Source organism: Williamsia maris, from assembly GCF_024171815.1.
Classification (GTDB): domain Bacteria; phylum Actinomycetota; class Actinomycetes; order Mycobacteriales; family Mycobacteriaceae; genus Williamsia_A; species Williamsia_A maris.
This window is the reverse complement of the sequence record NZ_JAMTCJ010000003.1, coordinates 16,196-42,572: the sequence shown is the minus strand read 5'-3', so window position 1 is coordinate 42,572 and position 26,377 is coordinate 16,196. Positions and strand designations below refer to the sequence as shown.

The 26,377-nt window shown below is 67.9% G+C and carries 20 protein-coding genes; 13 read left to right on the top strand and 7 right to left on the bottom strand.

All coding sequences use genetic code 11. The features are described 5' to 3' along the window. The first annotated feature begins 134 nt into the window (after window positions 1-134). On the top strand, window positions 135-2,885 hold the full coding sequence (gene polA, locus LX13_RS13555) for a DNA polymerase I (RefSeq protein ID WP_372499909.1): 2,751 nt from the start codon (window positions 135-137) through the stop codon (window positions 2,883-2,885). A 30-nt stretch (window positions 2,886-2,915) separates the two neighbouring features. Here polA and LX13_RS13550 read toward each other — a convergent pair whose 3' ends face one another. Continuing rightward, window positions 2,916-3,458 carry a 2'-5' RNA ligase family protein gene (locus LX13_RS13550; RefSeq protein WP_253661883.1) on the bottom strand — a complete coding sequence of 181 codons (543 nt, stop codon included), beginning with the start codon at window positions 3,456-3,458 and terminating at the stop codon, window positions 2,916-2,918. A gap of 52 nt (window positions 3,459-3,510) precedes the next feature. Beyond that, complete coding sequence (locus tag LX13_RS13545; protein WP_253662738.1) at window positions 3,511-4,305, bottom strand: class I SAM-dependent methyltransferase; 795 nt, start codon at window positions 4,303-4,305, stop codon at window positions 3,511-3,513. Window positions 4,306-4,504: 199 nt separating this feature from the next. Between LX13_RS13545 and rpsA the strand changes: the two genes are divergently transcribed. The 3 genes from rpsA (at window position 4,505) to coaE (ending at window position 8,502) form a co-directional block, all read left to right on the top strand. After that, window positions 4,505-5,992 carry a 30S ribosomal protein S1 gene (gene rpsA, locus LX13_RS13540; protein WP_253661882.1) on the top strand — a complete coding sequence of 496 codons (1,488 nt, stop codon included), beginning with the start codon at window positions 4,505-4,507 and terminating at the stop codon, window positions 5,990-5,992. Between the two features lie 278 nt (window positions 5,993-6,270). Then, a complete protein-coding gene (locus LX13_RS13535; RefSeq protein WP_253662737.1) occupies window positions 6,271-7,512 on the top strand; it encodes an MCE family protein in 1,242 nt (413 codons plus the stop codon). A 30-nt stretch (window positions 7,513-7,542) separates the two neighbouring features. After that, window positions 7,543-8,502, top strand: a complete 960-nt coding sequence (coaE, locus tag LX13_RS13530; protein WP_253661881.1) for a dephospho-CoA kinase — start codon at window positions 7,543-7,545, stop codon at window positions 8,500-8,502. 23 nt (window positions 8,503-8,525) lie between these two features. Here coaE and LX13_RS13525 read toward each other — a convergent pair whose 3' ends face one another. Continuing rightward, window positions 8,526-9,062 (bottom strand): ribonuclease FAU-1 family protein, encoded by a 537-nt coding sequence (locus tag LX13_RS13525; RefSeq protein ID WP_253661880.1) that lies wholly within the window; start codon window positions 9,060-9,062, stop codon window positions 8,526-8,528. Between the two features lie 66 nt (window positions 9,063-9,128). Between LX13_RS13525 and uvrB the strand changes: the two genes are divergently transcribed. Both uvrB and LX13_RS13515 read left to right on the top strand, forming a co-directional pair. Further along, on the top strand, window positions 9,129-11,282 hold the full coding sequence (uvrB, locus tag LX13_RS13520; RefSeq protein WP_253661879.1) for an excinuclease ABC subunit UvrB: 2,154 nt from the start codon (window positions 9,129-9,131) through the stop codon (window positions 11,280-11,282). Between the two features lie 245 nt (window positions 11,283-11,527). After that, window positions 11,528-11,980 (top strand): universal stress protein, encoded by a 453-nt coding sequence (locus LX13_RS13515; protein WP_253661878.1) that lies wholly within the window; start codon window positions 11,528-11,530, stop codon window positions 11,978-11,980. Between the two features lie 44 nt (window positions 11,981-12,024). On the opposite strand, the gene LX13_RS13510 is transcribed toward LX13_RS13515, so the two are convergent. The 3 genes from LX13_RS13510 to LX13_RS13500 all read right to left on the bottom strand — a co-directional run bounded on the left by LX13_RS13510 (window position 12,025) and on the right by LX13_RS13500 (window position 16,468). Next, on the bottom strand, window positions 12,025-14,355 hold the full coding sequence (locus tag LX13_RS13510; protein WP_253661877.1) for a HelD family protein: 2,331 nt from the start codon (window positions 14,353-14,355) through the stop codon (window positions 12,025-12,027). 79 nt (window positions 14,356-14,434) lie between these two features. Then, window positions 14,435-15,670, bottom strand: a complete 1,236-nt coding sequence (locus tag LX13_RS13505; protein WP_253661876.1) for a DoxX family protein — start codon at window positions 15,668-15,670, stop codon at window positions 14,435-14,437. Between the two features lie 114 nt (window positions 15,671-15,784). Further along, window positions 15,785-16,468, bottom strand: a complete 684-nt coding sequence (locus LX13_RS13500) for an MBL fold metallo-hydrolase (RefSeq protein ID WP_253661875.1) — start codon at window positions 16,466-16,468, stop codon at window positions 15,785-15,787. 232 nt (window positions 16,469-16,700) lie between these two features. Here LX13_RS13500 and uvrA point away from each other — a divergent pair, with 232 nt between their 5' ends. Beyond that, window positions 16,701-19,676, top strand: a complete 2,976-nt coding sequence (gene uvrA, locus LX13_RS13495) for an excinuclease ABC subunit UvrA (protein WP_253661874.1) — start codon at window positions 16,701-16,703, stop codon at window positions 19,674-19,676. Between the two features lie 7 nt (window positions 19,677-19,683). Here uvrA and LX13_RS13490 read toward each other — a convergent pair whose 3' ends face one another. Then, on the bottom strand, window positions 19,684-20,049 hold the full coding sequence (locus LX13_RS13490; protein ID WP_253661873.1) for a DUF1844 domain-containing protein: 366 nt from the start codon (window positions 20,047-20,049) through the stop codon (window positions 19,684-19,686). A gap of 370 nt (window positions 20,050-20,419) precedes the next feature. On the opposite strand from LX13_RS13490, the gene infC reads away from it, so the two are divergent. The 6 genes from infC to pheT all read left to right on the top strand — a co-directional run bounded on the left by infC (window position 20,420) and on the right by pheT (window position 26,373). Continuing rightward, window positions 20,420-21,010, top strand: a complete 591-nt coding sequence (gene infC / locus LX13_RS13485) for a translation initiation factor IF-3 (protein ID WP_188490605.1) — start codon at window positions 20,420-20,422, stop codon at window positions 21,008-21,010. 105 nt (window positions 21,011-21,115) lie between these two features. After that, entirely contained in the window at window positions 21,116-21,310 is a 195-nt protein-coding gene (gene rpmI, locus LX13_RS13480; protein ID WP_188490240.1) for a 50S ribosomal protein L35, read from the top strand. A gap of 90 nt (window positions 21,311-21,400) precedes the next feature. Beyond that, window positions 21,401-21,781 (top strand): 50S ribosomal protein L20, encoded by a 381-nt coding sequence (rplT, locus tag LX13_RS13475; RefSeq protein WP_188490241.1) that lies wholly within the window; start codon window positions 21,401-21,403, stop codon window positions 21,779-21,781. Window positions 21,782-21,834: 53 nt separating this feature from the next. Then, window positions 21,835-22,641 (top strand): TrmH family RNA methyltransferase, encoded by an 807-nt coding sequence (locus LX13_RS13470; protein ID WP_253661872.1) that lies wholly within the window; start codon window positions 21,835-21,837, stop codon window positions 22,639-22,641. A 141-nt stretch (window positions 22,642-22,782) separates the two neighbouring features. Continuing rightward, on the top strand, window positions 22,783-23,826 hold the full coding sequence (pheS, locus tag LX13_RS13465; RefSeq protein WP_253661871.1) for a phenylalanine--tRNA ligase subunit alpha: 1,044 nt from the start codon (window positions 22,783-22,785) through the stop codon (window positions 23,824-23,826). A gap of 48 nt (window positions 23,827-23,874) precedes the next feature. Continuing rightward, window positions 23,875-26,373 carry a phenylalanine--tRNA ligase subunit beta gene (gene pheT, locus LX13_RS13460; RefSeq protein ID WP_253661870.1) on the top strand — a complete coding sequence of 833 codons (2,499 nt, stop codon included), beginning with the start codon at window positions 23,875-23,877 and terminating at the stop codon, window positions 26,371-26,373. Window positions 26,374-26,377: the final 4 nt, after the last annotated feature.

Sequence of the window (26,377 nt, the reverse complement as noted above, 5' to 3'; positions counted from 1 at the left end):
GATCAGCTACTGCCGTGACCCTGGTTTGGGACTCTAGTGCGCGATCGTCGGGTTGGCCGGGCGAAACCGTTTACCGGGAGTTCAATGTTCGTGGGCTGTGTCGGCTGTCGGGGCGGCTCTCTAGACTCGGTCCGGTGAGCCCTGCCGGAACGTCGACCACCGCCCCCGCCTCGTCCGAGAAGAAAGGCGGGAAGGGCAACGGCACGCTGATGCTGCTCGACGGCCACTCGCTGGCCTACCGGGCGTTCTTCGCGTTGCCCGCGGAGAACTTCAAGACGGCGTCGGGCCAGACCACCAACGCTGTCTACGGCTTCACGTCGATGCTCATCAACCTGTTGCGGGACGAGCAGCCCTCCCACATCGCGGCGGCGTTCGACGTGTCCCGTCAGACGTTCCGCGCCGAGATGTTCCCGGAGTACAAGGCGCAGCGCAGCAAGTCGCCGGACGAGTTCAACGGTCAGGTCGACCTCACGAAGGACGTCCTGGGTGCGATGGGCATCCCGGTGATGGCCATCGAGGGCTACGAGGCCGACGACATCATCGCCACCCTGACCACCCAGGCGCGCGCACAGGGGTATCGCGTCCTCGTGGTCACCGGCGACCGGGACTCGCTGCAGCTCGTCGACGACGGCACCACGGTCCTGTACCCGAAGAAGGGGGTGTCCGAGCTGACCCGCTTCACCCCCGAGGAGGTCGACAAGAAGTACGGCCTCACCCCGTCGCAGTACCCGGATTACGCTGCGCTGCGCGGAGATCCGAGCGACAACCTCCCGGGCATCCCGGGCGTGGGGGAGAAGACCGCGGCCAAATGGATCCGGGAGTACGGCACATTGGCCGATCTCGTGCACAACGCCGACAAGGTCAAGGGCAAGGTCGGCGACGGTCTGCGTGAGCACCTCGCGTCGGTGCAGCTCAACCGTCAGCTCACCGAACTGGTGCGTGACATGGAGCTGCCGTTCGGACCGGACGACCTCAAACTCGCGCCGTGGGATCGCGACCGCATCCACCAACTGTTCGACGACCTCGAGTTCCGCGTGCTGCGGGACCGACTGTTCACCACCCTGAGCTCGGTAGAACCGGAGGCGGAATCCGGGTTCGACGTGCGCGGACAGGTCCTGGCCGCCGGCGCGGTCGCCGACTGGCTCGACGCCCATGCCCGCACCGGTCGATGCGCGGTGTCGGTGGTCGGGCCGCGTCTCGTCTTCGGCTCCGACACCGAGGGCATCGCCTTCGCCGCGGAGGACGGCGAGGCCGCCTATCTCGACACCGCGGTCATGGACGCCGCCGACGAGACGGCACTGTCGGAGTGGCTGGCCGATCCGCAGTTCCCGAAGGCCGTGCACGAGGCGAAGTGGGCCATCCACGCCCTGCGGGGTCGGGGGTGGCCGATCGCCGGGATCACCAGCGACACCGCGCTCGCCGCCTACCTCGTGCGCCCGGGGCAACGGTCGTTCAACCTCGACGACCTCGCCCTGCGGTACCTGCGACGCGAGCTCGTCGCCGACGACACCCCGGACGACGGGCAGATGTCGCTGCTCGACGAGGGCGGGGACGGCGAGCGGGTCGCCGAGGCGCAGATGATCAACGCCCAGGCGGTCCACGAGTTGGCGGCGACGCTCGACGCCGAGCTGACCACCATCGACTCGCTGGGGCTGCTCACCGAGATGGAGCTGCCGCTGCAGATCGTCCTCGCCGACATCGAGGCGTCCGGGATCGGTGTCGACACAGACCATTTCGGCGAGTTGGAGTCGCAGTTCGCCGCTCGGATCCGCAATGCCGCCGACCTCGCCTTCGAGGCGATCGGCGAGCAGATCAACCTCGGTTCGCCCAAGCAGTTGCAGACGGTGCTCTTCGACAAGCTGGAGATGCCGAAGACCAAGCGCACCAAGACCGGCTACACCACCGACGCCGATGCGCTGCAGACCCTGTTCGACAAGACCGAGCACCCGTTCCTCGCGCACCTCCTCGACCACCGGGACGCAACGCGCCTCAAGGTCACCGTGGACGGACTGCTCAAATCCGTTGCCGACGACGGACGTATCCACACCACGTTCACGCAGACCATCGCGGCGACCGGCCGCCTGTCGTCGACCGAGCCGAACCTGCAGAACATCCCGGTGCGCACCGACGCCGGTCGCGACATCCGCAAGGGGTTCGTGGTCGGGCAGGGCCCGGACGCGACCCGGTACGAGTCGCTCATGACGGCCGACTACAGCCAGATCGAGATGCGGATCATGGCGCACCTGTCCGAGGACGCCGGGCTGATCGAGGCGTTCAACACCGGTGAGGACCTCCACAGCTTCGTCGGTTCTCGGGCGTTCGGTGTGCCGATCGACGAGGTCACCGCCGACATGCGCCGCCGGGTCAAGGCGATGTCGTACGGACTCGCCTACGGACTCAGCGCTTTCGGGCTCTCGGCACAGCTCAAGATCAGCACCGGTGAGGCCAAGGAACAGATGGAGGCGTACTTCTCGCGTTTCGGTGGTGTCCGCGACTATCTCCAGGAGACGGTCGAGGAGGCCCGCCGTAACGAGTACACCTCGACACTGTTCGGGCGTCGTCGCTACCTGCCGGATCTCAACAGCGACAACCGACAACGACGTGAGGTCGCCGAACGGGCCGCGCTCAACGCCCCGATCCAGGGCACCGCCGCCGACATCATCAAGGTCGCCATGATCAACGTGCAGCGTGCGCTGACCGCGGCGCAGTTGCGGTCGCGGATGCTCCTGCAGGTGCACGACGAGCTGGTGTTCGAGGTCGCCGACGGTGAGCGCGAACAGCTCGACGCGCTGGTACGTGCCGAGATGGGCGGGGCCATCGAGTTGTCGGTGCCGCTGGACGTCTCGGTCGGCTTCGGATTGTCCTGGGACGAGGCCGCGCACTGATCGCGCCTGGCTCACCCGCGGGCGGAGCGCTCACTCCGACACGGAGATGAGATCGACGTCGGCACGGGCGTCGCTGTCCCACCGGCGCATCCCGATGATGGTGGCGGTCAACGACTCCCCGTGCGCCGAGTCGTCGGCGACCGCGATGGCGCGCCCGAGCTGGTCGTCGGTCACCCGTCGAGCCACCGTCAGGTGCGGTGTCCACCGGTCCGGCTCGCAGTGCGCGAACACCTCGCCGCGGACGAACGGGCCGGCGATCTCGTACACCTCGCGGTGCAGTACGAGCAGGTCCCGACTCGCGACCACGAGTCGGGCCACCGTCGACCGCCCGCCCCGGAACACCACGGTCGCCCCGATGTCGACGCGCAGGGGCAAGCGGGATCCGAGGGTCCGGGCGACGTCGTCGACCGCCGCGTCGATCCCCTCGGCGGCGACGAGGGTGATGTGGGGACGGTTGGAACTCGATCGGTGGTTGCCCTGGCTGGGTAGCCCGCTGTCCATCAGTGCCGTCCACATCCGACGCACCGCGGCGTCGGTGTCGGGGTCCACCAGCAGTTCGATCGAATGCGCCATGGGTTCATTGTCCCCGGACGGTGACCGCGCATGACCCCGACCGGCTGACGTCTCAGGTGGGTTTGCGGCAGCAGAAGATCGCGGTGCCGGGGAAGTACTGACCGCGGAGCGGGCTCCACTGTCCCCACTCGCGGTCGAGATGTTCGGGCCATTCCGGTTCGACGAGGTCGTCGAGGACGAGACCGGCGGCACGGATCTCACGCACCCGGTCGCCGATCGTGCGGTGGTGTTCGACGTAGGTGACGGTGCCGTCGTCGCCGACCTCTACGTAGGGGGAGCGGTCGAAGTAGGGGATGGCGACGGTGAGGCCCGCCGGACCGGGATCGTCGGGGAAGATCCACCGCATCGGGTGGTTCACGGCGAACACCCAGCGACCTCCCGGGCGCAACACCCGCGCCACCTCGGCCATCACCCCGGCCGAGTCGGCGACGAAGGGGACCGCGCCGAACGCCGAACACGCGATGTCGAACGAGGCGTCGGCGAAGGGCAGGTGTTCGGCGCCCGCCTGCACCAGCGGGACGGGGGAGGCGTCGTCCCGTCCGGCGACGCGACCGCGCGCAAGCATCCCGGCGGAGACGTCGAGTCCCACCGATCGGGCGCCCCGGCTGCGCAACCAGCGCGCACACGGCGCCGAGCCGCAGCCGATCTCGAGGACGTCCCGGTCGGCGACGTCGCCCAGCAGGCCGACGTCGCCCTCGTGCAGCCCCTCCGGACACCAGACGAACTCGCCGGAGGCGGTGTCGACGCCGAGGAACGCGGCGTGCTCGTCGTGGTAGTCGCCGGCGTCGGAGTCCCACCAGCTGCGATTGGCGGCCTCGCTGACCGCGGAATCCGGGCGTAACCGCATGGTGGGGCGTGGCAACGGGGTCTCCTGGGGGTCGAACGGGCGGGAAGCGTGCCGACCTCGACACATTTGCCCAGGACACCGGGGCTGGCGTAACCTGACACACGCGCGTGCCCGTGCTCGCGTGGGGAAGTCATGTCCACATGGACACCAACCCGCTCGAATCGAACCTACTAGAACACTGTCCGGAGCAACCCAACATATGCCGTCCACGACCATTACCTCGCCGCAAGTCGCCGTCAACGACATCGGCACTGCCGAGGACTTCCTCGCCGCAATCGACGCAACGATCAAGTACTTCAACGATGGCGACATCGTCGAGGGCACCATCGTCAAGGTCGACCGCGACGAGGTCCTGCTCGATATCGGTTACAAGACCGAGGGTGTCATCCCCTCGCGTGAGCTGTCCATCAAGCACGACGTCGACCCCAACGAGGTCGTCAACGTCGGCGACGTGGTGGAAGCACTGGTCCTCACCAAGGAGGACAAAGAAGGTCGGCTGATCCTCTCCAAGAAGCGCGCGCAGTACGAGCGTGCCTGGGGAACGATCGAGGAGCTCAAGGAGAAGGACGAGGCCGTCAAGGGCACCGTCATCGAGGTCGTCAAGGGCGGCCTCATCCTCGACATCGGCCTGCGTGGCTTCCTCCCGGCATCGCTGGTGGAGATGCGTCGCGTCCGCGATCTGCAGCCGTACATCGGCAAGGAGATCGAGGCCAAGATCATCGAGCTCGACAAGAACCGCAACAACGTGGTCCTGTCGCGTCGCGCATGGCTCGAGCAGACCCAGTCCGAGGTCCGCAGCGAGTTCCTGCACCAGCTGCAGAAGGGCCAGGTCCGCAAGGGCGTCGTGTCCTCGATCGTCAACTTCGGTGCGTTCGTCGATCTCGGCGGCGTCGACGGTCTGGTGCACGTCTCCGAGCTCTCCTGGAAGCACATCGACCATCCGTCCGAGGTCGTGGCCGTCGGTGACGAGGTCACCGTCGAGGTGCTCGACGTCGATCTCGATCGCGAGCGGGTCTCGCTGTCGCTCAAGGCGACCCAGGAAGATCCGTGGCGTCAGTTCGCCCGTACCCACGCGATCGGCCAGATCGTCCCGGGCAAGGTCACCAAGCTGGTTCCCTTCGGTGCGTTCGTTCGCGTCGAAGAGGGGATCGAGGGCCTCGTGCACATCTCGGAGCTGGCCGAGCGCCACGTCGAGGTGCCGGATCAGGTCGTCGCGGTCAACGACGACGCGATGGTCAAGGTCATCGACATCGACCTCGAGCGTCGTCGTATCTCGCTGAGCCTCAAGCAGGCCAACGAGGACTACACCGAGGAGTTCGATCCGTCGAAGTACGGCATGGCCGACAGCTACGACGAGGCGGGCAACTACATCTTCCCCGAGGGCTTCGACTCCGAGACCAACGAATGGCTCGAAGGATTCGAGAAGCAGCGGGAGGCGTGGGAGTCGCGGTACGCCGAGGCCGAGCGTCGCCACAAGATGCACACCGCTCAGATCGAGAAGTTCGCTGCTGCCGCGGTCGAGGCCGCAAACGCACCGACCGACTACTCCTCGGAGTCGTCGTCCTCGTCGAGTGAGTCCGGTTCGGCGCCTGCCGCTGACGGTGCGGCCTCCGCACCGCGTGGTGGATCGCTGGCCAGCGATGAGCAGCTCGCCGCACTGCGCGAGAAGCTGTCCGGCAACGCCTGATCGCTGAGTTCGTCGAAGAACGCACCACCGGCCGCGGGCCCCTTCCACTCGGGAGGGGCCCGCGGTTTTTGCTGTGGTTGATCGTCGCAAACCAGTTGTCGTGACTCACGTCATAGTCGCTGGGTGTCGTGGCGAAGGCGACTGTCGCGACGCCGCCGAATGAACCATTTTGCATTGCAAGTGTTTTCGAGCGTGTGGCAATGTTCTGACCGGCGCGTTCGCGCCCGCGGGTGGCGTTCGGGACATCGGCCACCCGAGAGGGAGCGTTCGCGGTGAACATGGTGAGTCGGCTGCAGATCTGGCAGCTCGTGGCGCTGGTCGTGGTGGCCGTGGTCGCGCTGTCGGTGGTCGGGGTCCGGTACGCCCGTCTCGATACGCTGGTCGGCGTCGGTTCGTACACGGTGCACGCCGATTTCGCCGATTCCGGCGGCATCTTCACCAACGCCGAGGTCACCTACCAGGGTGTCGCGGTGGGGCGGGTGTCGGCGTTGTCGCTGCGCCCCGACGGCGTGCGGGTGGATCTCGATCTCGACTCCGGCGGGCCGAAGGTGCCGGCCCTCGCGCAGGCGGTGGTGGCCAACCGCTCGGCGATCGGCGAGCAGTTCGTCGATCTGCGCCCCTCGAGCGTGGGCGGACCGTACCTGCGCAACGGCTCGGTCATCTCCGACACGTCGATCCCTACCCCGGTCGAGGACGTGTTGTCGAGTGCGATCGGTCTGTCGGACTCGGTACCGATCGACGATCTGAACACCGTGGTCACCGAACTGGGCAAGGCGTTCAACGGCAACGGCGAGAACCTGAAGGGTCTCGTCGACTCGCTGTCCAATTTGGCGAAGACGGGCAACGACAACCTGCCGGCGACGATCTCGTTGATCCGCAACGCCGACACCGTCCTGGGCACCCAGGCCGACCAGTCCGACGCCATCCTGGACTGGTCGAAGAGCCTCGGGTTGATCACCACCCAACTCGCGAGCAGCGACCCGTCGATCCGCCGATTGCTGACCACCGGAACCGCGTCGGCGACGCAGATCTCGGCACTGCTGACACGCAGTGGCGGCGACGCGACCACCGTGGTGCGCAACCTCGCCACCGACGTCCGCAACATCAAGGGCACCTTCCCGCTCATCTCCCCGTCGCTGGCCAATCTGTCCACGCTGTCGAGCGGCAGCTACTCCACCGCGCCCGGTGACGGCACGATCCACTTCGGCGTGGTGCTGGAGACGAACAACTCGCCGTCGTGCACCGTGGGCTACGAGAGCACGAAGGCGGAGATCGCCGCGATCAAGAAGAAGAACCCCGACTTCGACCTCAACTACGACGACTTCCCGTTCAACACCAAGGCCGAGTGTGCTGTCGCGCAGGGGAACCCGACAGTGGTGCGAGGCGCACAGAACGCGAAGTACGCCGACCCCACCACCACCCAGCCGTGGGACACCAAGCCCAAGAAGGACCCCGACAAGCTCGACCTCAACCCGCTCGTGACGCAGCTGTCGTATTTGCTGGGCGTCTTCCCGAAGTAGGGCGCCTGAGCGTCTGCCACACTGGTCGGCGTGATCAGAGTTGGCCTGTCCGGCGGAATCGGCGCCGGTAAATCGACCGTCGCCCGCACCTTCACCGAACGCGGCGCCTACCTCATCGACGCGGACAAGATCGCACGTGAGGTGGTCGCGCCCGGCACCGACGGACTCGCCGAGCTGGTCGAGGCCTTCGGTGACGACATCCTCGCCGAGGACGGCAGTCTGGACCGCGCTGCGCTCGCCGCGAAGGCGTTCGTCGACGAGGAACAGCGTCAACGACTCAACGCCATCACCCATCCCCGCGTCGGTGCCCGCACATGGGAACTGCTCGGTGCCGCTCCCGACGACGCGATCGTCGTCCAGGACGTGCCGCTGCTCGTGGAGGGCGGCATGGCCCCGTTCTTCAACCTCGTGATCATCGTGCACGCCGACGAAGAGCTACGTGTCGAACGCCTCACCGGGCTGCGGGGCATGGACGCCGACGACGCCCGCGCACGCATCCGGTCGCAGGCCACGGTGGACCAGCGTCGCGAGGTGGCCGACGTCTGGCTCGACAACAGCGGAACCGCCGACGATCTCGCCGCCCTCGCCGCTCGGGTGTGGGACGAACGACTCGTTCCCTACGAGGCCAACGTGCGAACGGGCACCCCCGCCGCTCGCGACGACCAGCACACCGTGCCCGCCGACCCCGCATGGGCGCGTCAGGGACGACGGCTTCGCGACCGACTCCGCGTACTGGCCGCAGAGCATGCGGTCGCGGTCGAGCACGTCGGTCCCACCGCGGTTCCGGATCGCGACGCACCGGACGTCATCGACCTCCAGATCACCGCACGGGACCCCGGCGCCGGCGATGCGCTCGCCGCCGCGCTGGTCGCAGGCGGCTTCCCCCGAGTCGCCGACGACGAGGCGGCGTACGCCTCCGCCGACCCGGGTCGACCCGCGACCGTACGCGTCGAGATCGACGACTCATCGAGTCGCGCCGCGACCCCCTAGCGGTACGGCCGTACCGATCGGGCTCAGCGCCCCGACTCCCAGGTCAGTGGCGCCCCCGCGGACGCCAGCCAGGCCGCCACATCGTGGCCGTGCTCGGCCGCACCCACCAACGTGCGGGTGGCGATCCCCACGGCCCGGACCGACGCGTCGGCGGTGAGCAGGCCGGCGTGGTGGGCCTCGAAGAGCTCGTCGACGTCGACGAGCTCGAGTGGCCGCCCGGGAACGTCGATCAGGTCGAGATACCAGTCCTCCGCGTGCCAGCACCCGTGTGTGTCGGGGCCGGAGAACTCGCCCACGTCGAGGTAGAGGCGCTGCCCGGTGTGGTGGCCCGCCACGAGATGGAAGATGCTGACCCGCAGTCCGAGCCCGGGCAGCAACCACGACTCGAGGCGGTGGAACCGCGGGTGGTCGGCCGTGCGCGACATGTACAGGCCGAACCCGGTCTCGGTGTAGGTCTCGACCGGTCGGACGAACCCCTTGTTGTCGGTGTTGATCATCGCCCGCACGTCGAAGACCTCACGTTTGGGCGGGTGGGGAGGGGGTGATTCCGACGCCGCCATGCGCAGGACTCTAGTGCGGTCGGGCTTCGTCCGAGCTCTGTCGTACCCCGCGCCTACTCTGGGTACATGGCTTTTGCGGCAGAACACCCCATCGTCGCCCACTCCGAACATCGGCCCGTGGGCGAGATCGAACGCTCGGAGTCGAAGTTCGAGGTGGTCAGCGAACACGTGCCGGCGGGCGACCAGCCGAAGGCGATCGCCGACCTCGAACGACGCCTGCAGGAGGGCGAGCGCGACATCGTGCTGCTCGGCGCCACCGGTACCGGTAAATCGGCGACCACCGCGTGGCTGATCGAGAAGGTCCAGCGCCCCACCCTGGTGATGGCGCCGAACAAGACGCTGGCCGCCCAGCTCGCCAACGAGCTGCGGGACATGTTGCCCAACAACGCGGTCGAGTACTTCGTCTCCTACTACGACTACTACCAGCCCGAGGCGTACATCGCGCAGACCGACACCTACATCGAGAAGGACTCGTCGATCAACGACGACGTCGAACGACTGCGGCACTCGGCCACGTCGAGCCTGCTGTCGCGCCGCGACGTGGTCGTGGTGGCGTCGGTGTCGTGCATCTACGGCCTCGGCACGCCGCAGTCCTATCTCGACCGCTCGGTGCACCTCGACGTCGGCCAGGAGGTCGATCGGGACGCTCTGCTGCGGCTGCTGGTCGACGTGCAGTACACCCGCAACGACATGAGCTTCGTCCGCGGCAGCTTCCGCGTCCGGGGTGACACGGTAGAGATCATCCCGTCCTACGAGGAGTTGGCGGTCCGCATCGAGTTCTTCGGCGACGAGGTCGAGGCGCTGTACTACCTGCACCCGCTCACCGGCGACATCATCCGTCAGGTCGACACGCTGCGGATCTTCCCGGCCACGCACTACGTCGCGGGACCCGAACGCATGGAACGCGCGATGACCAGCATCGAGGAGGAACTCGAGGCACGCCTGGCCGAGCTCGAGGGCAAGGGCAAGCTCCTCGAGGCCCAACGGTTGCGGATGCGGACCTCCTACGACCTGGAGATGATGCGACAGGTCGGGTTCTGCTCGGGCATCGAGAACTACTCGCGCCACATCGACGGTCGCGGACCGGGCACCGCCCCGGCGACGCTGATCGACTACTTCCCGGACGACTTCCTCATGGTCATCGACGAGTCCCACGTGACCGTGCCGCAGATCGGCGGCATGTACGAGGGCGACATGTCGCGCAAGCGCAACCTGGTCGACTTCGGCTTCCGCCTGCCGTCAGCGGTCGACAACCGACCGCTGACCTGGGACGAGTTCGTCGACCGCGTCGGACAGACCGTCTACCTGTCTGCGACGCCGGGCCCGTACGAACTCGGTCAGTCCAACGGCGAGTTCGTGGAACAGGTCATCCGTCCGACCGGCCTCGTCGACCCGCAGGTGGTCGTCAAGCCCACCAAGGGCCAGATCGACGATCTCGTCCACGAGATCAAGGTGCGCAGCGAGCGCGACGAGCGTGTGCTGGTCACCACGTTGACCAAGAAGATGTCGGAGGACCTCACCGACTACCTGCTGGAGCTGGGTATCCGCGTCCGGTACCTGCACTCCGAGGTCGACACCCTGCGCCGCGTCGAGCTGCTGCGCCAGCTGCGCACCGGCGACTACGACGTCCTGGTCGGCATCAACCTCCTCCGTGAGGGTCTCGACCTGCCGGAGGTGTCACTGGTCGCGATCCTCGACGCGGACAAGGAGGGCTTCCTGCGGAGCACCACCAGCCTCATCCAGACGATCGGTCGCGCGGCCCGCAACGTGTCCGGCGAAGTACACATGTACGCGGACAAGATCACCGACTCGATGCGCAACGCGATCGACGAGACCGACCGTCGTCGGGAGAAGCAGGTCGCCTACAACAAGGCCGCCGGTGTCGACCCGAAGCCGCTGCGCAAGAAGATCGCCGACATCCTCGACCAGGTCTACAAGGAGGCCGAGGAGCAGGTGGAGATCGGCGGATCCGGTCGCAACGCGAGTCGCGGCCGTCGGGCGCCGGGGGAGGGCGGCAAGACGTTCAGTGCCGGCGTCATCGAGAAACGCGACGTGTCGACGATGCCGCGGGCCGAACTGGCCGATCTCATCGCCGCGCTGAGCGCACAGATGATGAACGCGGCGCGTGACCTCCAGTTCGAGCTGGCGGGGCGTCTGCGGGACGAGATCTCCGACCTCAAGAAGGAACTCCGCGGAATGGACGCCGCAGGCATCCGGTGACACCCGGTGTGGCGATACCCACGATCGACGGACAGGAGTGCATTTGTGCAACTATTGTCCCAGTTCAGTGGCGGCAATCCAGCTACGGTGCGACCTCGTGACACACGGTGTCGTCCATCGCAGTTGATCGTCGCCACAGCGTTGTCTGAGAAACTCGGGTGACGACGCCGTCGTGAAATCCCACGACGGTATGAGGTTGTCACCGAAACATGACGACGAAGTCGTCGACACAAACGGAGGAATGGATGAGCGCGTACCAGACAGTTGTCGTCGGAACGGACGGTTCGGAGTCGTCACTCAAGGCGGTCGAACGTGCCGGCGCCATCGCTGGGGACACCGCCAAACTGGTCATCGCCTGCGCGTTCTTCCCGCACGAGGGTCGCGACGTGAACTCGGTGTCCGACGTCCTCAAGGACGAGGCCTACCAGGTGCACGGGACGGCCCCCACCGACGAGATCCTGCGCACCGCACGTGAACGCGCAACCCGCGCCGGCGCCAACACCGCCAACGTCAACACCCGCCCGATCAAGGGTGCCCCCGTCGACGCCCTGCTCCAGCTCGTCGGAGACACCAAGGCCGACCTGCTGGTCGTCGGTAACAAGGGCCTCAACTCGATCGCCGGCCGTCTCCTGGGATCCGTCCCCGCCGACGTCGCCCGCAAATCCGCCTGCGACGTCCTGATCGTCCACACGGTCTGACCCCTCGCGGTCACCCCGCACGACACCCTCGCCGCGTTCGGCTCTCAGCCGAGCGCGGCGAGTGCGTTCGGCAGGTCGGCCGAATGCACCACGGTGAGCCGCTGCGTCGCCCGCGTCAGGGCCACGTAGAGGTCGTTGAGCCCCCGGGGTGACTGTTCGACGATTGACGCCGGTTCGACGACCACGGTCCGGTCGAACTCGAGTCCCTTGCACTGCGTCACGGTGAGCACCCGCACACCGGCCGCGGCCCCACCGGTCTCCGTGGCGCGAGCGGTGATGGCCGCGACATCGGCATCCGGGGCGATGATCGCGGTGACGCCGTCGTCGACCGCCTCCTGCCCGTCTCCGGTCGCCGCGGACACCGCGGCGTCGGCCAACCCGTCACCGCTGACACGCACCGCGCGCGGCGGCACCTCGGAGTGGCGGATCGATGTGGGTGCGGATCGGTCGGGATCGATCTGTGCGAGCACATCGGCCGCGACCGACATGATCTCGGCCGGCGTGCGGTAGTTGACCGTGAGGTCGTGTTGTTGCCAGCGCCGGGCGACGTACGGCTCGAGCACCGATCCCCACGACGTGGTACCCGCGGGATCACCGGTCTGGGCGGTGTCGCCGATGATCGTCATCCACCGATTCGGGATGCGGCGCATGATCATCCGCCATCCCATCGCCGAGATCTCCTGTGCCTCGTCGACGATCACGTGGCCGAACGCCCAGGTGCGGTCGCCGTGGGCACGTTCAGCGGTCGTCTGACTGTGCCGTTGCGTCTGTCGTGCGGCCAACTGTTCGGCGTCGATGAGGTCGTAGGCCATCAGGATCTCGGGGTCGAGTTCGTCCTCGAGATCCTGTGGGGCCGAACCGGTCAGGATGTCGAGCGCGTCCTGGGCGTCGGCCAACTGCTTGCGCCACCGTGCCTGCTCGGAGCGCTCGTCGTCGGCGGTGTCGTAGCCGATGATCTCGGCCAACTCGTCGAGCAGTGGGACGTCGCTCTCGGTGACACCTCCCCGGGACCCGGCGCCGCGGTGCAGCGCCTCGCGGTCGGTGGCCGTCCAGCCGCGTGTGACGGCCCGGATGCGGCCGGTGTCGGAGAGGAAGTCGTGCAGGAGTCGGTCCGGGGTCAGTTGGGGCCAGAAACGGGCGAGGGCGGTCAGGATCTCGGCGTCGGATTCCATCTCGTCACGGATGTCGGCCACGTCGCCGGCACTGAGGAGCTGCGAACCGTCGATGGTGCTCGACCCGATCCGCCGCGCGTGCTGCTGGGCCAGTTCGTCGAGCGCCGCGCGCAGGAACAACGGTCGGGCCTGGTTGTGCGCCCGCCGACTCGACCGGGCTCGGCCGCGGGCCCGCCGGACCAGGTCGCGATCGATCTCCAGGGGGTAGCCGTCGAATCGCACGGTCACCGTCTCCGACGGGAGCGACTGCGTCTCGCGGACAGCGTTCTTCAGCACCTGGATCATGCGCAGATCACCCTTGACCGCTGCGCCGGTGCGGTCGTCGACACGGGTGGCCACGACGCCCGGGTAGAGCGCGCCGACCGTCGACAACAGGACGCCGGTCTCACCCAGCGAGGGCAGCACCTGCCCGATGTAGCGCAGGAAGTCGTCGTTCGGCCCGATGATCAGGACGCCGCTGCGGGAAAGCGTGTCCCGGTGGGTGTAGAGCAGATAGGCGGCACGGTGCAGGGCCACGGCGGTCTTGCCGGTACCCGGACCGCCCTGCACGACGGTCACGCCGCGGTGCGTGGACCGGATGATGAGGTCCTGTTCGCGCTGGATGGTCTCGACGATGTCGACCATCTCGCCGGTGCGGGCGGCGTTCAGCGCACCGATCAGTGCGGCCTCGTTGACGACGTCGCCTCGCGAGACCGCGTCGATGTCACCGGCGTCGAGGCGTTCGTCGTTGACCGCGGTGACCCGACGGTTGCGCGTCCGGATGTGACGACGCACGGCAACCGAGTCCGGTGCGGCGGGTGTGGCGAGATAGAACGGCCGCGACAGCGGTGCACGCCAGTCGAGCAGCAGGGTGGAGTCGTTCTCGTCGTCGTCGAGGATGCCGATGCGACCGATCGTGCGTGTCTCGCCGTCGGAGAGATCGAGACGTCCGAAGTACAGGTTGTGTTCGGCGGCATCGTATTTGGTGAGATCGTCGTGGTACATCCGCTCGTACGACTCACGTTCGGAGCGGGCCTGTGGGGTTCCGCCGGACTCGCGTAGCGCGGTCTGCAGGCGGGTGGAGGTCGACCGTCGCATGCGATCGAGACGTGCGTAGATGACGTCGAGATGGGATTGCTCGGCCGAGATGGGGGAATCGGACTCATCGTCGCGACCGGTGTCGTCCCGGTCGGGCAGGGGTGCGGTCTCCCGCGTCCGGGTCATGGGTGGATCAGGAGCCTTCCGTGGGTGACACGACGATCCGTGGCGGGCGTGCTCGACACCCGCCACGGACCTCGTGGGATTACTTGACGTTGCTGATCGCAGCCTGCACGGCCTGCTTGACCGCAGCCTTCTGGGCGCGCTTCTGCGCACGCTTCGAGAGCTTCTGGCCACGGGCCTCGGCCGTCGACGCCCAGTCCGCGGCGCGGCTACGGGCGGTGTCGGCGAGCTCGGGTGCGCGGTCACGGGCGGTGTCGGCGAACTCGAGACTCCGCTCGCGGGCCTGCTCGAGGAACTCCGCACCACGCTTCTGCGCCTCGTCGGCGAAGACGGACCCACGCTTGGACGCCTTGTCGGCCAGCTTGGAGCCGCGATCGGCCGCGGTGTCGGCGTAATCGGCGCCGCGGTCGCGGGCCGTCTCGGCGAGTTCGATCCCACGCTCGCGGGCGGTGTCGGCGAACTCCGAGCCCCGCTTGGCCGCGAGGTCGGCGATCTCCGACCCGCGCTTGCGGGCCTTCTTGGCGGCCTTGTTGCCCTCCTTGCGGGCGACCTTGCCCGCCTTCTCGGCGCGCTTGCGAGCGACCTTCGCGGCCTTCTCGCCCAGCTCGGATCCGCGCTCGGCGGCGGCCTCGGCGTACGGGGTCGCCTTGTCCTTGGCGACCTCGGCCAGCTTCGACCCGCGCTCCACGGCGGCCTCGGCGAGCGGGGTGGCCCGATCCTTGGCTGCCTCGAGGACGCCCGGTCCGCGATCCTTGGCGATCTCGGCGACCTGGCTCGCGCGGTCGGCCGCGGCCGACCGGAGGTGCTCGAAGGTGTCGCTGCTGCTGTCTCCGCCGAACGGCAGTGCCGCGCTCACGGCGTCGGACGCGTGTTCGACCGCCTTGCGGGACCGCCACGCCACCGAGGGCTTGCCCTCGGTGTCGACCGCAGTGATGAGCAGACCGCCGAGCAGGCTCAGGTTCTTGAGGAACTGCGTCTGGTGGTACTGGCGTTCCTGCGGATCGGTCTTGGTCCAGAAGTCATGTCCGGCAAGCGTTGTCGGGACAATCGAGCCGGCGAGCCCCAGGGCGGCGAAACGCGGGAACTTGCCGGTGGCGAGCAGGACGCCGCCACCGAGCTGGATCGCTCCGTTGATCCGGACCAACGTGACGGTGTCGGACGGGATGGGTTCGACGACCTCGTCGGGCAGGACCTCTTGTGCCTTCTTGACGAACGGCTGCGCGGTTTCGGCAAGCTGCTCGGGGTTTCGCAAAGCGTTGATGCCCGATGCGACGAACACGCTCGCGAGCATCGGGCGGGCAATTCGGCGGATCAACACTGATGGCCTCCTCGGGTCATTGACCCTGCCGTCGTCGGGGACGACGACGGTGTGTCACAGGGCCGTTCCGAGGTTACCGGCTGACCCCTGCCGGTGTGGACGGCGCGGCGTCGATCACCAACCGCGTTCACGCCATTCGCCCAGCTGGGGGCGTTCGGTTCCGATGGTCGTGTCCAGACCGTGACCGGGATAGACCGCCGTGTCGTCGTCGAAGCGGTCGAAGAGCTTGGTGCTGACGTCGTTCAGCAGGATCTCGAAGTCGCCCGGCTGCCAGGTCTTGCCGACCCCGCCGGGGAAGAGGCTGTCTCCGGTGAACAGGTGCGTCCGCTCGCCGTCGGACATCGCCAGGGCGATCGACCCGGGGGTGTGGCCGACGAGGTGGATCGCCGAGAAACGCAAGGAACCGATCTCGATGGTGTCGCCGTCGTCGACGGGGCGGTCGGTGGTCACCGGGATCTCCGGGGCGTCGATCCGGCCCGCGGCGGTCGGGACGCCCGTCGACTCGCGGACGGCGGCCAGGGCCTGCCAGTGATCGAAGTGTTGGTGGGTGGTGAAGATCAGTCTCGGCGTCCCGGGGAGGGCGTCGACGAGCCCGAGGATGTCGTCGGCATCGTTGGCGGCGTCGATGAGGAGTTGGTCACCTGTCTCGGTGCAGGTCACCACGTACACGTTGTTGTCCATCGGACCGACCGACATCTTGGTGATCGTCGCGCCCGTGACCGATCGGCGCTGCGCACCGTCGGTTTCGGACAGGTCGCCGGTGTAGGTGTCGGACACGGTGATCTCGGCTGCACTCATGGCGCCAACGCTACCGGCCGACCGATGTCCGCCGACCGGCTCGGAATCAAACTGTCGGTGGTCGCACTTACGATGGAGGCAGCCCGTGGTGCGCTGTCGAGTCCGTCCGCTGTCAGACCGTCGCAGTGACAGGGCACGACACCACCCACCAGTCGTGACCGCCGTCGCCGGCGAGATCACCGACACCATCCGTCAACCATCGCGTCGTCGCCGACGCGGAGTGAGGACAACTGTGGCAGACCGCCTGATCGTGCGAGGAGCTCGGGAACACAACCTGCGTGGAATCGACGTCGACCTGCCACGGGAGAGTCTGATCGTCTTCACCGGCCTGTCCGGGTCGGGCAAGTCGAGTCTCGCCTTCGACACGATCTTCGCCGAGGGTCAGCGACGCTATGTCGAGTCGCTGTCGGCCTACGCGCGTCAGTTCCTCGGGCAGATGGACAAGCCCGATGTCGATTTCATCGAGGGCCTCTCGCCCGCGGTGTCGATCGACCAGAAGTCCACCAACCGCAACCCGCGCTCGACCGTGGGCACGATCACCGAGGTCTACGACTACCTCCGCCTGCTCTACGCCCGCGCGGGCAAGGCGCACTGCCCGGAGTGCGGGTCGGCGATCGCCAAGCAGACCCCACAGCAGATCGTCGACCAGGTGCTCGCGATGGAGGAGGGCATCCGGTTCCAGGTGCTCGCGCCGGTCGTGCGCACGCGCAAGGGCGAGTTCGTCGACCTGTTCGCGTCGCTGCAGACCCAGGGCTTCTCCCGTGCGCGGGTCGACGGGGTGGTCCACCCGCTGGCCACGCCGCCGACCCTGAAGAAGCAGGAGAAGCACGACATCGAGGTCGTGGTCGACCGCCTGGCGGTCAAGCACACGGCCAAGCAGCGCCTGACCGACTCGGTGGAGACCGCACTGCGTCTGGCCGACGGCGTCATCGTCCTCGACTTCGTCGACCTCGAGGAGAACGACCCCGAGCGGGAGCGCCGCTTCTCCGAGCGGATGGCCTGTCCGAACGGGCACCCCATCGCGATCGACGACCTCGAGCCGCGCTCGTTCTCTTTCAACTCGCCGTACGGCGCCTGCCCCGACTGCGACGGTCTGGGCATCCGCAAGGAGGTCGACGAGGACCTCGTGGTGCCCGATCCGGAGTTGTCGTTGGCCGACGGCGCGATCGCCCCGTGGTCGACCGGGCACAACGCCGACTACTTCCTGCGTCTGCTGTCCGGTCTGGCCGACCAGATGGGGTTCTCCGTCGACACCCCGTGGAACCGACTGCCGGTCAAGATCCGTCGCGCCATCCTCAACGGCAGCGACCACCAGGTCCACGTGAAGTTCCGCAACCGCTACGGACGCACCCGCTCGTACTACACCGAGTTCGAGGGCGTCATGTCGTTCCTGCACCGGCGGATGGAGCAGACCGACTCCGAGCAGATGAAGGACCGCTACGAGGGCTACATGCGCGACATCCCGTGCCCGGTCTGTGCCGGCGCGCGTCTGCGCCCGGAGATCCTCGCGGTCACCCTGGACCACCCGCGCTTCGGTGAGAAGTCGATCGCCGAGGTCTGCGCGCTGTCGGTGGCCGAGTGCGCGGACTACCTCTCCGACCTGACCCTCGGCGCCCGTGAGGCGGCGATCGCCGGCCGGGTGCTCAAGGAGGTCCAGGCGCGGATCACCTTCCTGCTCGACGTCGGTCTCGAGTACCTGTCGCTGTCCCGTGCGGCCGGGTCGTTGTCCGGCGGTGAGGCGCAGCGGATCCGCCTGGCCACCCAGATCGGGTCGGGGCTGGCCGGGGTCCTCTACGTCCTCGACGAACCGTCCATCGGTCTGCACCAGCGCGACAACCGACGGCTGATCGACACGCTGACGCGCCTGCGCAACCTCGGTAACACCCTGATCGTCGTCGAGCACGACGAGGACACCATCCGCTCCGCCGACTGGATCGTCGACATCGGCCCGCGCGCGGGCGAGCACGGCGGCAGGGTCGTCCACAGCGGCAGCTACGAGGGGCTGTTGGCCAACGAGGAGTCGCTGACCGGCGCGTACCTGTCCGGCCGGGAGAGCCTCCCGATCCCGGAGATCCGCAGGCCGATCGATCGCAAACGCCAACTCACCGTGGTCGGCGCCCGCGAACACAACCTCCAGGGAATCGACGTGTCGTTCCCGCTGGGCGTGCTCACCGCGGTCACCGGGGTGTCCGGATCGGGCAAGTCGACGCTGGTCAACGACATCCTCGCCACCACGATGGCCAACAAGCTCAACGGTGCGCGGCAGGTGCCCGGACGGCACACCCGCATCACCGGGCTCGACCACCTCGACAAGCTGGTGCAGGTCGACCAGTCGCCGATCGGTCGCACCCCGCGGTCGAACCCGGCCACCTACACCGGCGTTTTCGACAAGATCCGCACGTTGTTCGCGGCCACCACCGAGGCCAAGGTCCGTGGCTACCAACCCGGTCGCTTCAGCTTCAACGTCAAGGGCGGTCGGTGCGAGGCGTGCACCGGTGAGGGCACGATCAAGATCGAGATGAACTTCCTGCCCGACGTCTACGTGCCGTGCGAGGTCTGCCACGGCGCCCGGTACAACCGCGAGACCCTCGAGGTGCACTACAAGGGCAAGACCATCTCCGAGGTGCTCGACATGCCGATCGAGGAGGCGGCCGACTTCTTCGAGCCGGTCACCTCGATCCACCGCTACCTCAAGACGCTGGTCGAGGTCGGACTCGGCTACGTGCGTCTCGGTCAGCCGGCGCCGACGCTCTCCGGCGGTGAGGCGCAGCGCGTGAAGCTGTCCGCAGAGCTGCAGAAGCGGTCAACCGGGCGGACCGTCTACGTCCTCGACGAGCCGACCACCGGTCTGCACTTCGAGGACATCCGCAAACTGCTGCTCGTCATCAACGGACTGGTGGACAAGGGCAACTCGGTCATCGTCATCGAGCACAACCTCGACGTCATCAAGACCGCCGACTGGGTCATCGACATGGGCCCCGAGGGCGGTTCGGGTGGTGGCCGGGTCGTGGCCGAGGGGACACCCGAGGACATCGCGGCGGTGCCCGAGAGCCACACCGGCGGCTTCCTGAAGGAGATCGTCAGCCCGACGACCGGCCGGACGACGAAGAAGGCGGCCGCCAAGAAGGCCCCGGCGAAGAAGACCGCCCCGAAGAAGGTGGCGGCGACGTCGCGCACCGGCACCAAGTCGAAGGCGTCGGTCGGTTAGACCCGGGTCAGTGCACCGGTCCGGTGAGTTTCTCGCCGGGCCCGGTGCCGGGATCGTCCGGGATGCTGCTGGCCTCGCGGAACGCCAGCTGCAGGCTCTTGAGTCCGTCGCGGATCGGGGCGGCGTGCAGACCAAGATCGGGCAACGACGCCGTCACCAGTCCGGCGAGGGCGGTGATCAGACTGCGTGCCTCGTCGAGATCGACGTCGGCCCCGTCCTCGGCGAGGCCGAGTTTCTCGGCGGCCGAGCTCATGATCATCACGATGGACTTGGTGATGACCTCGACGGCGGGGACATCGGCGAGATCGCGAATCGGCAGGTCGGCGTTTTCCGCGTCGGCGTCCGGATCTGCGGAATGTGGATTTTCCGTCATGACTGTTAGACTTCCATGTCAGACCGCCCCGGTGAGAGCTGGGGTTTGCAAGTGGAGTTCCGCTCCCACCGCTCGACACCCGGCCTCGCCGGGAAGTTGTGCGGTCCGGTCGCTCGATCGAGGTTCCTCTGACGAGGAATACCGGTCGGGTGCCTCCCGTTGGAGGTGGCATGCACGCAGGTGACGAACACCTGTCGCGTGTCGACCGGTCAGTAGCGGGCCCCGTCGATGATCTCATCGCGAGGGCCCTTTCTGCTGACCAGGGTGTTTCCTCCGCGTGCATCGGTCATCGTCGGTCCCTCACCGGGCCGCACGAGGCGCGAACCGTGGCGTGAGCCGCGGCACCCATTGGTTTTAACGAGGAGGCCCCATCAGCACAGAGACCCGCATCAACGAGCGCATCCGCGTCCCCGAGGTCCGACTCGTCGGTCCGAATTCGGAGCAGGTGGGCATCGTGCGTGTTGAAGACGCTTTGCGATTGGCCATCGAGGCCGATCTTGACCTGGTGGAAGTGGCGCCCAACGCCCGTCCGCCGGTGTGCAAGATCATGGATTACGGCAAGTTCAAGTACGAGGCGGCCCAGAAGCTTCGTGAGTCCCGCCGTAACCAGCAGATGACGGTCATCAAGGAGCAGAAGCTCCGGCCGAAGATCGACGACCACGACTACGAGACCAAGAAGGGCCACGTGATCCGCTTCCTGGAAGCCGGATCCAAGGTCAAGGTGACCATCATGTTCCGCGGACGCGAGCAGTCGCGACCCGAACTCGGTTACCGCCTGCTGCAGCGCCTCGGCGCGGACGTGGGTGAATTCGGTTTCGTCGAGACATCGGCCAAGCAGGACGGCCGCAACATGACGATGGTCTTGGCCCCGCACAAGGGAGCCAAGACCCGGGCGAAGGTGGCCGAGGCACGGCAGCCGGGGACGTCGGCACCCGCCGCGGACTCCGCGCCGGCCGAATAGCCACCGCTCGCCGGTGACCCGGGAATCCCGGGTCAGCACCAGCACATGCGTGCGCACGCCGAAGGGCATGCGCACGGCAGCATCGAGCACAGAGGAAGTACACACATGCCGAAGGCAAAGACGCACAAGGGAACCGCGAAGCGATTCAAGGTGACCGGCAGCGGCAAGATCGTCCGTCAGAAGGCCAACCGTCGCCACCTGATGGAGCACAAGCCCACCAAGCGCACCCGTCGTCTCGACGGAACCGCCGTGGTCGCCGACGTCGATGCCCCGCGCATCAAGCGGCTCCTGAACATCTGAGCCAGCGCTCAATCAATCGTTCCACCTGATCGCCCATTCGTTTCAAGACGATTGCGAAGCGCGGTCTCGACATAGTTAGAGGTAATCCACGTGGCACGCGTGAAACGGGCAGTGAACGCCCAGAAGAAGCGTCGTTCAGTTCTGGAGGCGTCCAAGGGCTACCGCGGACAGCGCTCGCGGCTGTACCGCAAGGCCAAGGAGCAGCAGCTCCACTCGCTGAACTACGCGTACCGCGATCGTCGCGCTCGCAAGGGTGAGTTCCGCAAGCTCTGGATCTCGCGGATCAACGCCGCAGCCCGGGCGAACGACATCACCTACAACCGCTTCATCCAGGGTCTGAAGATCGCCGAGCTCGAGGTGGATCGCAAGATCCTCGCCGAGATCGCCGTCAGCGACCCCGAGGCCTTCGCCGGCCTGGTCGCGATCGCGAAGAAGTCGTTGCCCGACGACGTCAACGCGCCCGCAGCCTGATCGACGATTCGTCGCACCCCGACGCATCTCGACGTCTGACGACACGACCCGCAGTGGACACCGCCCTCACCGAGCGCTCCACGCGGGTCGTTTCGTTTGCCAAGTTGCACCGTTCGAGTGAGCGGCGCGAGCGCGGCGAGTTCCTGATCGAGGGGAGCAACGCGGTCCGCTCGGCCCTCGACACCGGTGTCGCGCGGACCGTCCTGGTCCGCGACGAGGAGGAGTACCGGCACAGCGTGTTGCTCGACCTCGCGCGCGCGGCGGGCATCGAGGTCCTCGTCGTCACCGCACGCGCCGCGGGCAAGTTGTCGGACACCTCCACGAGCCCCGGCATCTTCGCGGTCTGCGACCTGCTCGAGGCATCGCTGCAGGAGATCGTCGGCGCCGCCGGACCGGCGGCGACCGTCGCGGTCGGTGTCGACATCGCCGACCCCGGCAACGCGGGCACCCTGATCCGCACCGCCGACGCGATGGGCTGTGTCGGCGTCGTGCTCGCCGGAACGTCAGCGGTGGATCCGCACAACGGCAAGGCCGTCCGAGCGAGTGCGGGCAGCGTGTTCCACATCCCGGTCGCGCGCGAACGCGACCCCCATGCGCTCGTCGACGCGCTGCGGGCCGCGGGGTTCGTCGTGTTGGCGACCGCGGCCGACGGTGAACTCTCCCTCGACGCCGCCGACGCGGTGTTGTCGGGTCGGGCCGCCTGGCTGTTCGGCAACGAGGCGCACGGGTTGTCCGCTGATCTGTCGGCCGCCGCCGACCATCGGGTGTCGATACCGATACACGGCCGGGCCGAGAGTCTCAACATCGCTGCCGCAGCCGCCGTCTGCCTCTATTCGAGCGCACGCGCGACCCACCGCTGAACGCGACGACGCGCGTGTGACCTGCGGCGTTGCCCGGTGGCCGCCGAGTCAAACACCTGGACGCATCCGATACGCTCGTCCACAACACCGGGCATCGGATCAGATAGATCAGCATCGAGCAGAAGAGGAGTTGGGTTCGTCGTGAGCAGCGATACGTCAGAGTCCACCGAGCACGCACTGGACGCCGCGGCCGATGCGGCCGTCGCTGCGTTCGCCGCCGCGGGCGATCTGGCACAACTCGCCCAGGCGAAGACCGACCACCTCGGCGACCGATCCGCGATCGCCCTCGCGCGGCGCGCGCTCGGCGAACTGCCGAAGAACGAACGCGCGGAGGCGGGCAAGGCCGTCAACGTGGTGCGAACCCGCGCCCAGCAGGCCTACGACGACCGCGTGGTCGTGCTCACCGCCGAACGTGACGCTGCGGTCCTCGCCGAGGAGGCGATCGACGTGACGTTGCCGAGCGCCCGCCGCCCGGTCGGCGCCCGGCACCCCATCACGGTCATCGGCGAGCAGGTGGCCGACGTCTTCATCGCGATGGGGTGGGAGATCGCCGAGGGCCCCGAGGTCGAGACCGAACAGTTCAACTTCGACGCGCTGAACTTCCTGCCGGACCACCCGGCCCGGTCGATGCAGGACACGTTCTACATCGCCCCGGAGGGCTCCCGCCAGGTGTTGCGCACACACACCTCGCCCGTGCAGGTGCGGTCGATGCTGACCCGCGAGGTGCCGATCTACGTCGCCTGCCCGGGGCGGACGTTCCGCACCGACGAACTGGACTCCACCCACACCCCGGTGTTCCACCAGGTGGAGGGACTCGCCGTCGACAAGGGCCTGACGATGGCCAATCTGCGCGGCACCCTGGAGATCCTGGCCAAGGCCATCTTCGGGCCCGACACCACCACCCGCATGCGCCCGAACTTCTTCCCGTTCACCGAGCCGTCCGCCGAGGTGGACGTGTGGTTCCCGGCCAAGAAGGGCGGCGCCGGATGGGTCGAGTGGGGTGGCTGCGGCATGGTCAACCCGAATGTGTTGCGGGCGGCCGGGATCGACCCGGAGGTCTACTCGGGGTACGCCTTCGGGATGGGCCTAGAGCGCACCCTGCAGTTCCGCAACGACCTGCCCGACATGCGCGACATGGTCGAGGGCGACGTCCGGTTCACCCTGCCGTTCGGCCCGGCGATCTGACGTCGTCCCTCCTCTTCAGTCTTCGATCTCGAAAGTAGTTGAGCCACAGTGCGCGTTCCCCAGTCCTGGTTGACCGAATCCCTGCAGCGCGGAGCGGCGGACTTCGCCGCGACGACCGCCCAGATCGATGCCGGCTTCGTGCGGGTCGGGTTCGAGATCGAGGACGTCGAGGATTTCCCCGCGATCACTGGACCGCTGGTTGTCGGGCGGGTCGCCGAGATCACCGAACTCACCGAGTTCAAGAAGCCGATCCGGTTCTGCCAGGTCGACGTCGGTGAGGACGTTCCGCGCGGGATCGTCTGCGGTGCCCGCAACTTCGCGGAGGGCGATCTGATCGTCGCCGCGCTCCCCGGCAGTGTCCTGCCCGGAGATTTCGCGATCGCGGCGCGAAAGACCTACGGCCACACCTCCGACGGGATGATCTGTTCGGTCTCCGAACTCGGCATCGGCACCGACCACTCCGGGATCCTGGTGTTGGCGCCTGGCACCGCGGCGCCGGGAACCGACGCGCACGACGCGCTCGGACTGTCCGACACCGCCATCGACGTCAACGTGACGCCCGACCGCGGTTACGCCTTCTCCGTGCGCGGGTTGGCCCGCGAGCTCGCGGCCAGCTTCGAGCTGCCGTATTCCGATCCCGCGGGACCGGATACGCAGGCCATGACCCGCGAGGCGTCGGACGACGCGTGGCCGGTGCGCATCGATCCCTCCTCCGGTGCGACGCGGTACTGCGCTCAGGTCATCCGGGGTGTCGACCCGACGGCGGTGTCGCCGTGGTGGATCCAGAAGCGACTGTTGGTCGCCGGCGTCCGACCGATCTCGGCGGCCGTCGACGTGACGAACTACGTGATGCTCGAACTCGGCCAGCCGTTGCACGCCTTCGACAGCGCCCGCGTGACCGGCACGATCGTGGTCCGGCGCGCGAACGCGGGGGAGAAGCTGACCACCCTCGACGGGGTCGAGCGCGCCCTCGTCCCGGACGACGTCGTCATCGCCGACGATCGTGGCCCGATCGCGTTGGCCGGTGTCATGGGCGGCGCCGAGAGCGAGATCTCCCCGGCGACGGTCGACGTCATCCTGGAGGCGGCGAACTTCGAACCGGTGTCGGCGTTCCGGACCGGTCGGCGCCACCGTCTGTCGAGCGAGGCGGGTAAACGTTTCGAGCGGACGGTCGACCCGGAGATCACGGCGCTCGCGCTCGCGCGGGCCACCGACCTGATCACCGAGATCGCCGGGGGAGTCGCCGATGTCGGGTACACCGACACCGCACTGCCGGTGTCGCCGGTGACCGTGTCCATCGCGCCCGACCTCCCGGACCGTGTCGCGGGCGTCACCTATGCGCCCGGGACCACCGTGCGACGTCTCGAGCAGGTCGGCGCCACGGTCAGCGAGGGCGCCGACGGCGTCCTCGAGGTCGTACCGCCGTCGTGGCGGTCGGATCTGCGGCAGTCGGCCGACCTCGTCGAGGAGGTGCTGCGACTCGAAGGGCTGGAGAACATCCCGGCGATCCCACCGCGCGCCCCGGCGGGTACCGGACTCACCCCGGCTCAGGTCCGTCGGCGCAGCGTCGGTCGGGCGCTGGCGATGTCGGGGTTCGTCGAGGTGTTGCCGTTCCCGTTCATGCCCGCCGACGTGCTCGACCTGTGGGACATCCCGGCCGACGATCCGCGTCGCGACACGGTGCGGGTGCTCAACCCCCTGGAGTCCTCGCGCGGCGAACTCAACACCACGTTGCTCCCCGGACTCGTCGAGATGACGGTCCGCAACATCACGCGCGGACAGCGCGACGTGGCGCTGTACACGATCGGCCAGGTCGTGATCGCCGCCGACACCGTGCACCCGGTCGCGACGATCGACGTCACCCGCCGACCGTCTCCGGACGAGATCGCCGAGCTGATGGGCTCGCTGCCGCACCAGCCGTTGCGGGCCGCGGTCGTGCTCGCCGGCGCCCGTGAGCCCGCCGGTCCGTGGGGTGCGGGCCGACCGGTCGACGCGTCCGATGCCTTCGACGCCGCCCGGGTGATCGGTCGCGCCTCGGGAGTCGAACTGGCCATGGTGGCCGCCGAACACGTCCCGTGGCATCCCGGTCGGTGTGCTCGGGTGGTCGCCGACGACGGCGTGGGCGGGACGATCGACGTGGGATGGGCGGGCGAACTGCACCCCGCGCTCATCGACAGGGCCGGACTGCCGCCGCGCACCTGCGCGGTGGAGCTCGACCTCGACCTCCTGCCGATCTCGTCGGCGCTGCCGGCTCCGCAACTGTCGTTGTTCCCGGCGGTGCTGCAGGACGTCGCCGTCGTCGTCGACCGGTCGGTGGCCGCGGCGCGCGTGCAGCAGGCGCTGACCGAGGGCGCGGGTGAGCTGCTCGAGGACATCCGGCTCTACGACGTGTTCACCGGCCCCCAACTCGGCGACGAGGTGAAGTCGCTGACGTTTGCGCTCCGGTTCCGTGCTTCCGATCGCACGCTCACCGAGGACGACGCGTCGCAGGCCCGCCTCGCAGCAGTCGACCGTGCCGCCTCCGAACTCGGCGCACGCCTGCGATAGTTCG

What these genes read in the sequence shown, in the direction of transcription:
- LX13_RS13550 (WP_253661883.1), bottom strand. Translation starts at nt 3,458, where the DNA reads ATGGCGCATTCGATCGAACTGCTGGTGGACCCCGACACCGACGCCGCG.
- LX13_RS13545 (WP_253662738.1), bottom strand. Translation starts at nt 4,305, where the DNA reads ATGCGGTTACGCCCGGATTCCGCGGTCAGCGAGGCCGCCAATCGCAGC.
- rpsA (WP_253661882.1), top strand. Translation starts at nt 4,505, where the DNA reads ATGCCGTCCACGACCATTACCTCGCCGCAAGTCGCCGTCAACGACATC.
- LX13_RS13535 (WP_253662737.1), top strand. Translation starts at nt 6,271, where the DNA reads ATGGTGAGTCGGCTGCAGATCTGGCAGCTCGTGGCGCTGGTCGTGGTG.
- LX13_RS13525 (WP_253661880.1), bottom strand. Translation starts at nt 9,062, where the DNA reads ATGGCGGCGTCGGAATCACCCCCTCCCCACCCGCCCAAACGTGAGGTC.
- uvrB (WP_253661879.1), top strand. Translation starts at nt 9,129, where the DNA reads ATGGCTTTTGCGGCAGAACACCCCATCGTCGCCCACTCCGAACATCGG.
- LX13_RS13515 (WP_253661878.1), top strand. Translation starts at nt 11,528, where the DNA reads ATGAGCGCGTACCAGACAGTTGTCGTCGGAACGGACGGTTCGGAGTCG.
- LX13_RS13510 (WP_253661877.1), bottom strand. Translation starts at nt 14,355, where the DNA reads ATGACCCGGACGCGGGAGACCGCACCCCTGCCCGACCGGGACGACACC.
- LX13_RS13500 (WP_253661875.1), bottom strand. Translation starts at nt 16,468, where the DNA reads ATGAGTGCAGCCGAGATCACCGTGTCCGACACCTACACCGGCGACCTG.
- LX13_RS13490 (WP_253661873.1), bottom strand. Translation starts at nt 20,049, where the DNA reads ATGACGGAAAATCCACATTCCGCAGATCCGGACGCCGACGCGGAAAAC.
- rpmI (WP_188490240.1), top strand. Translation starts at nt 21,116, where the DNA reads ATGCCGAAGGCAAAGACGCACAAGGGAACCGCGAAGCGATTCAAGGTG.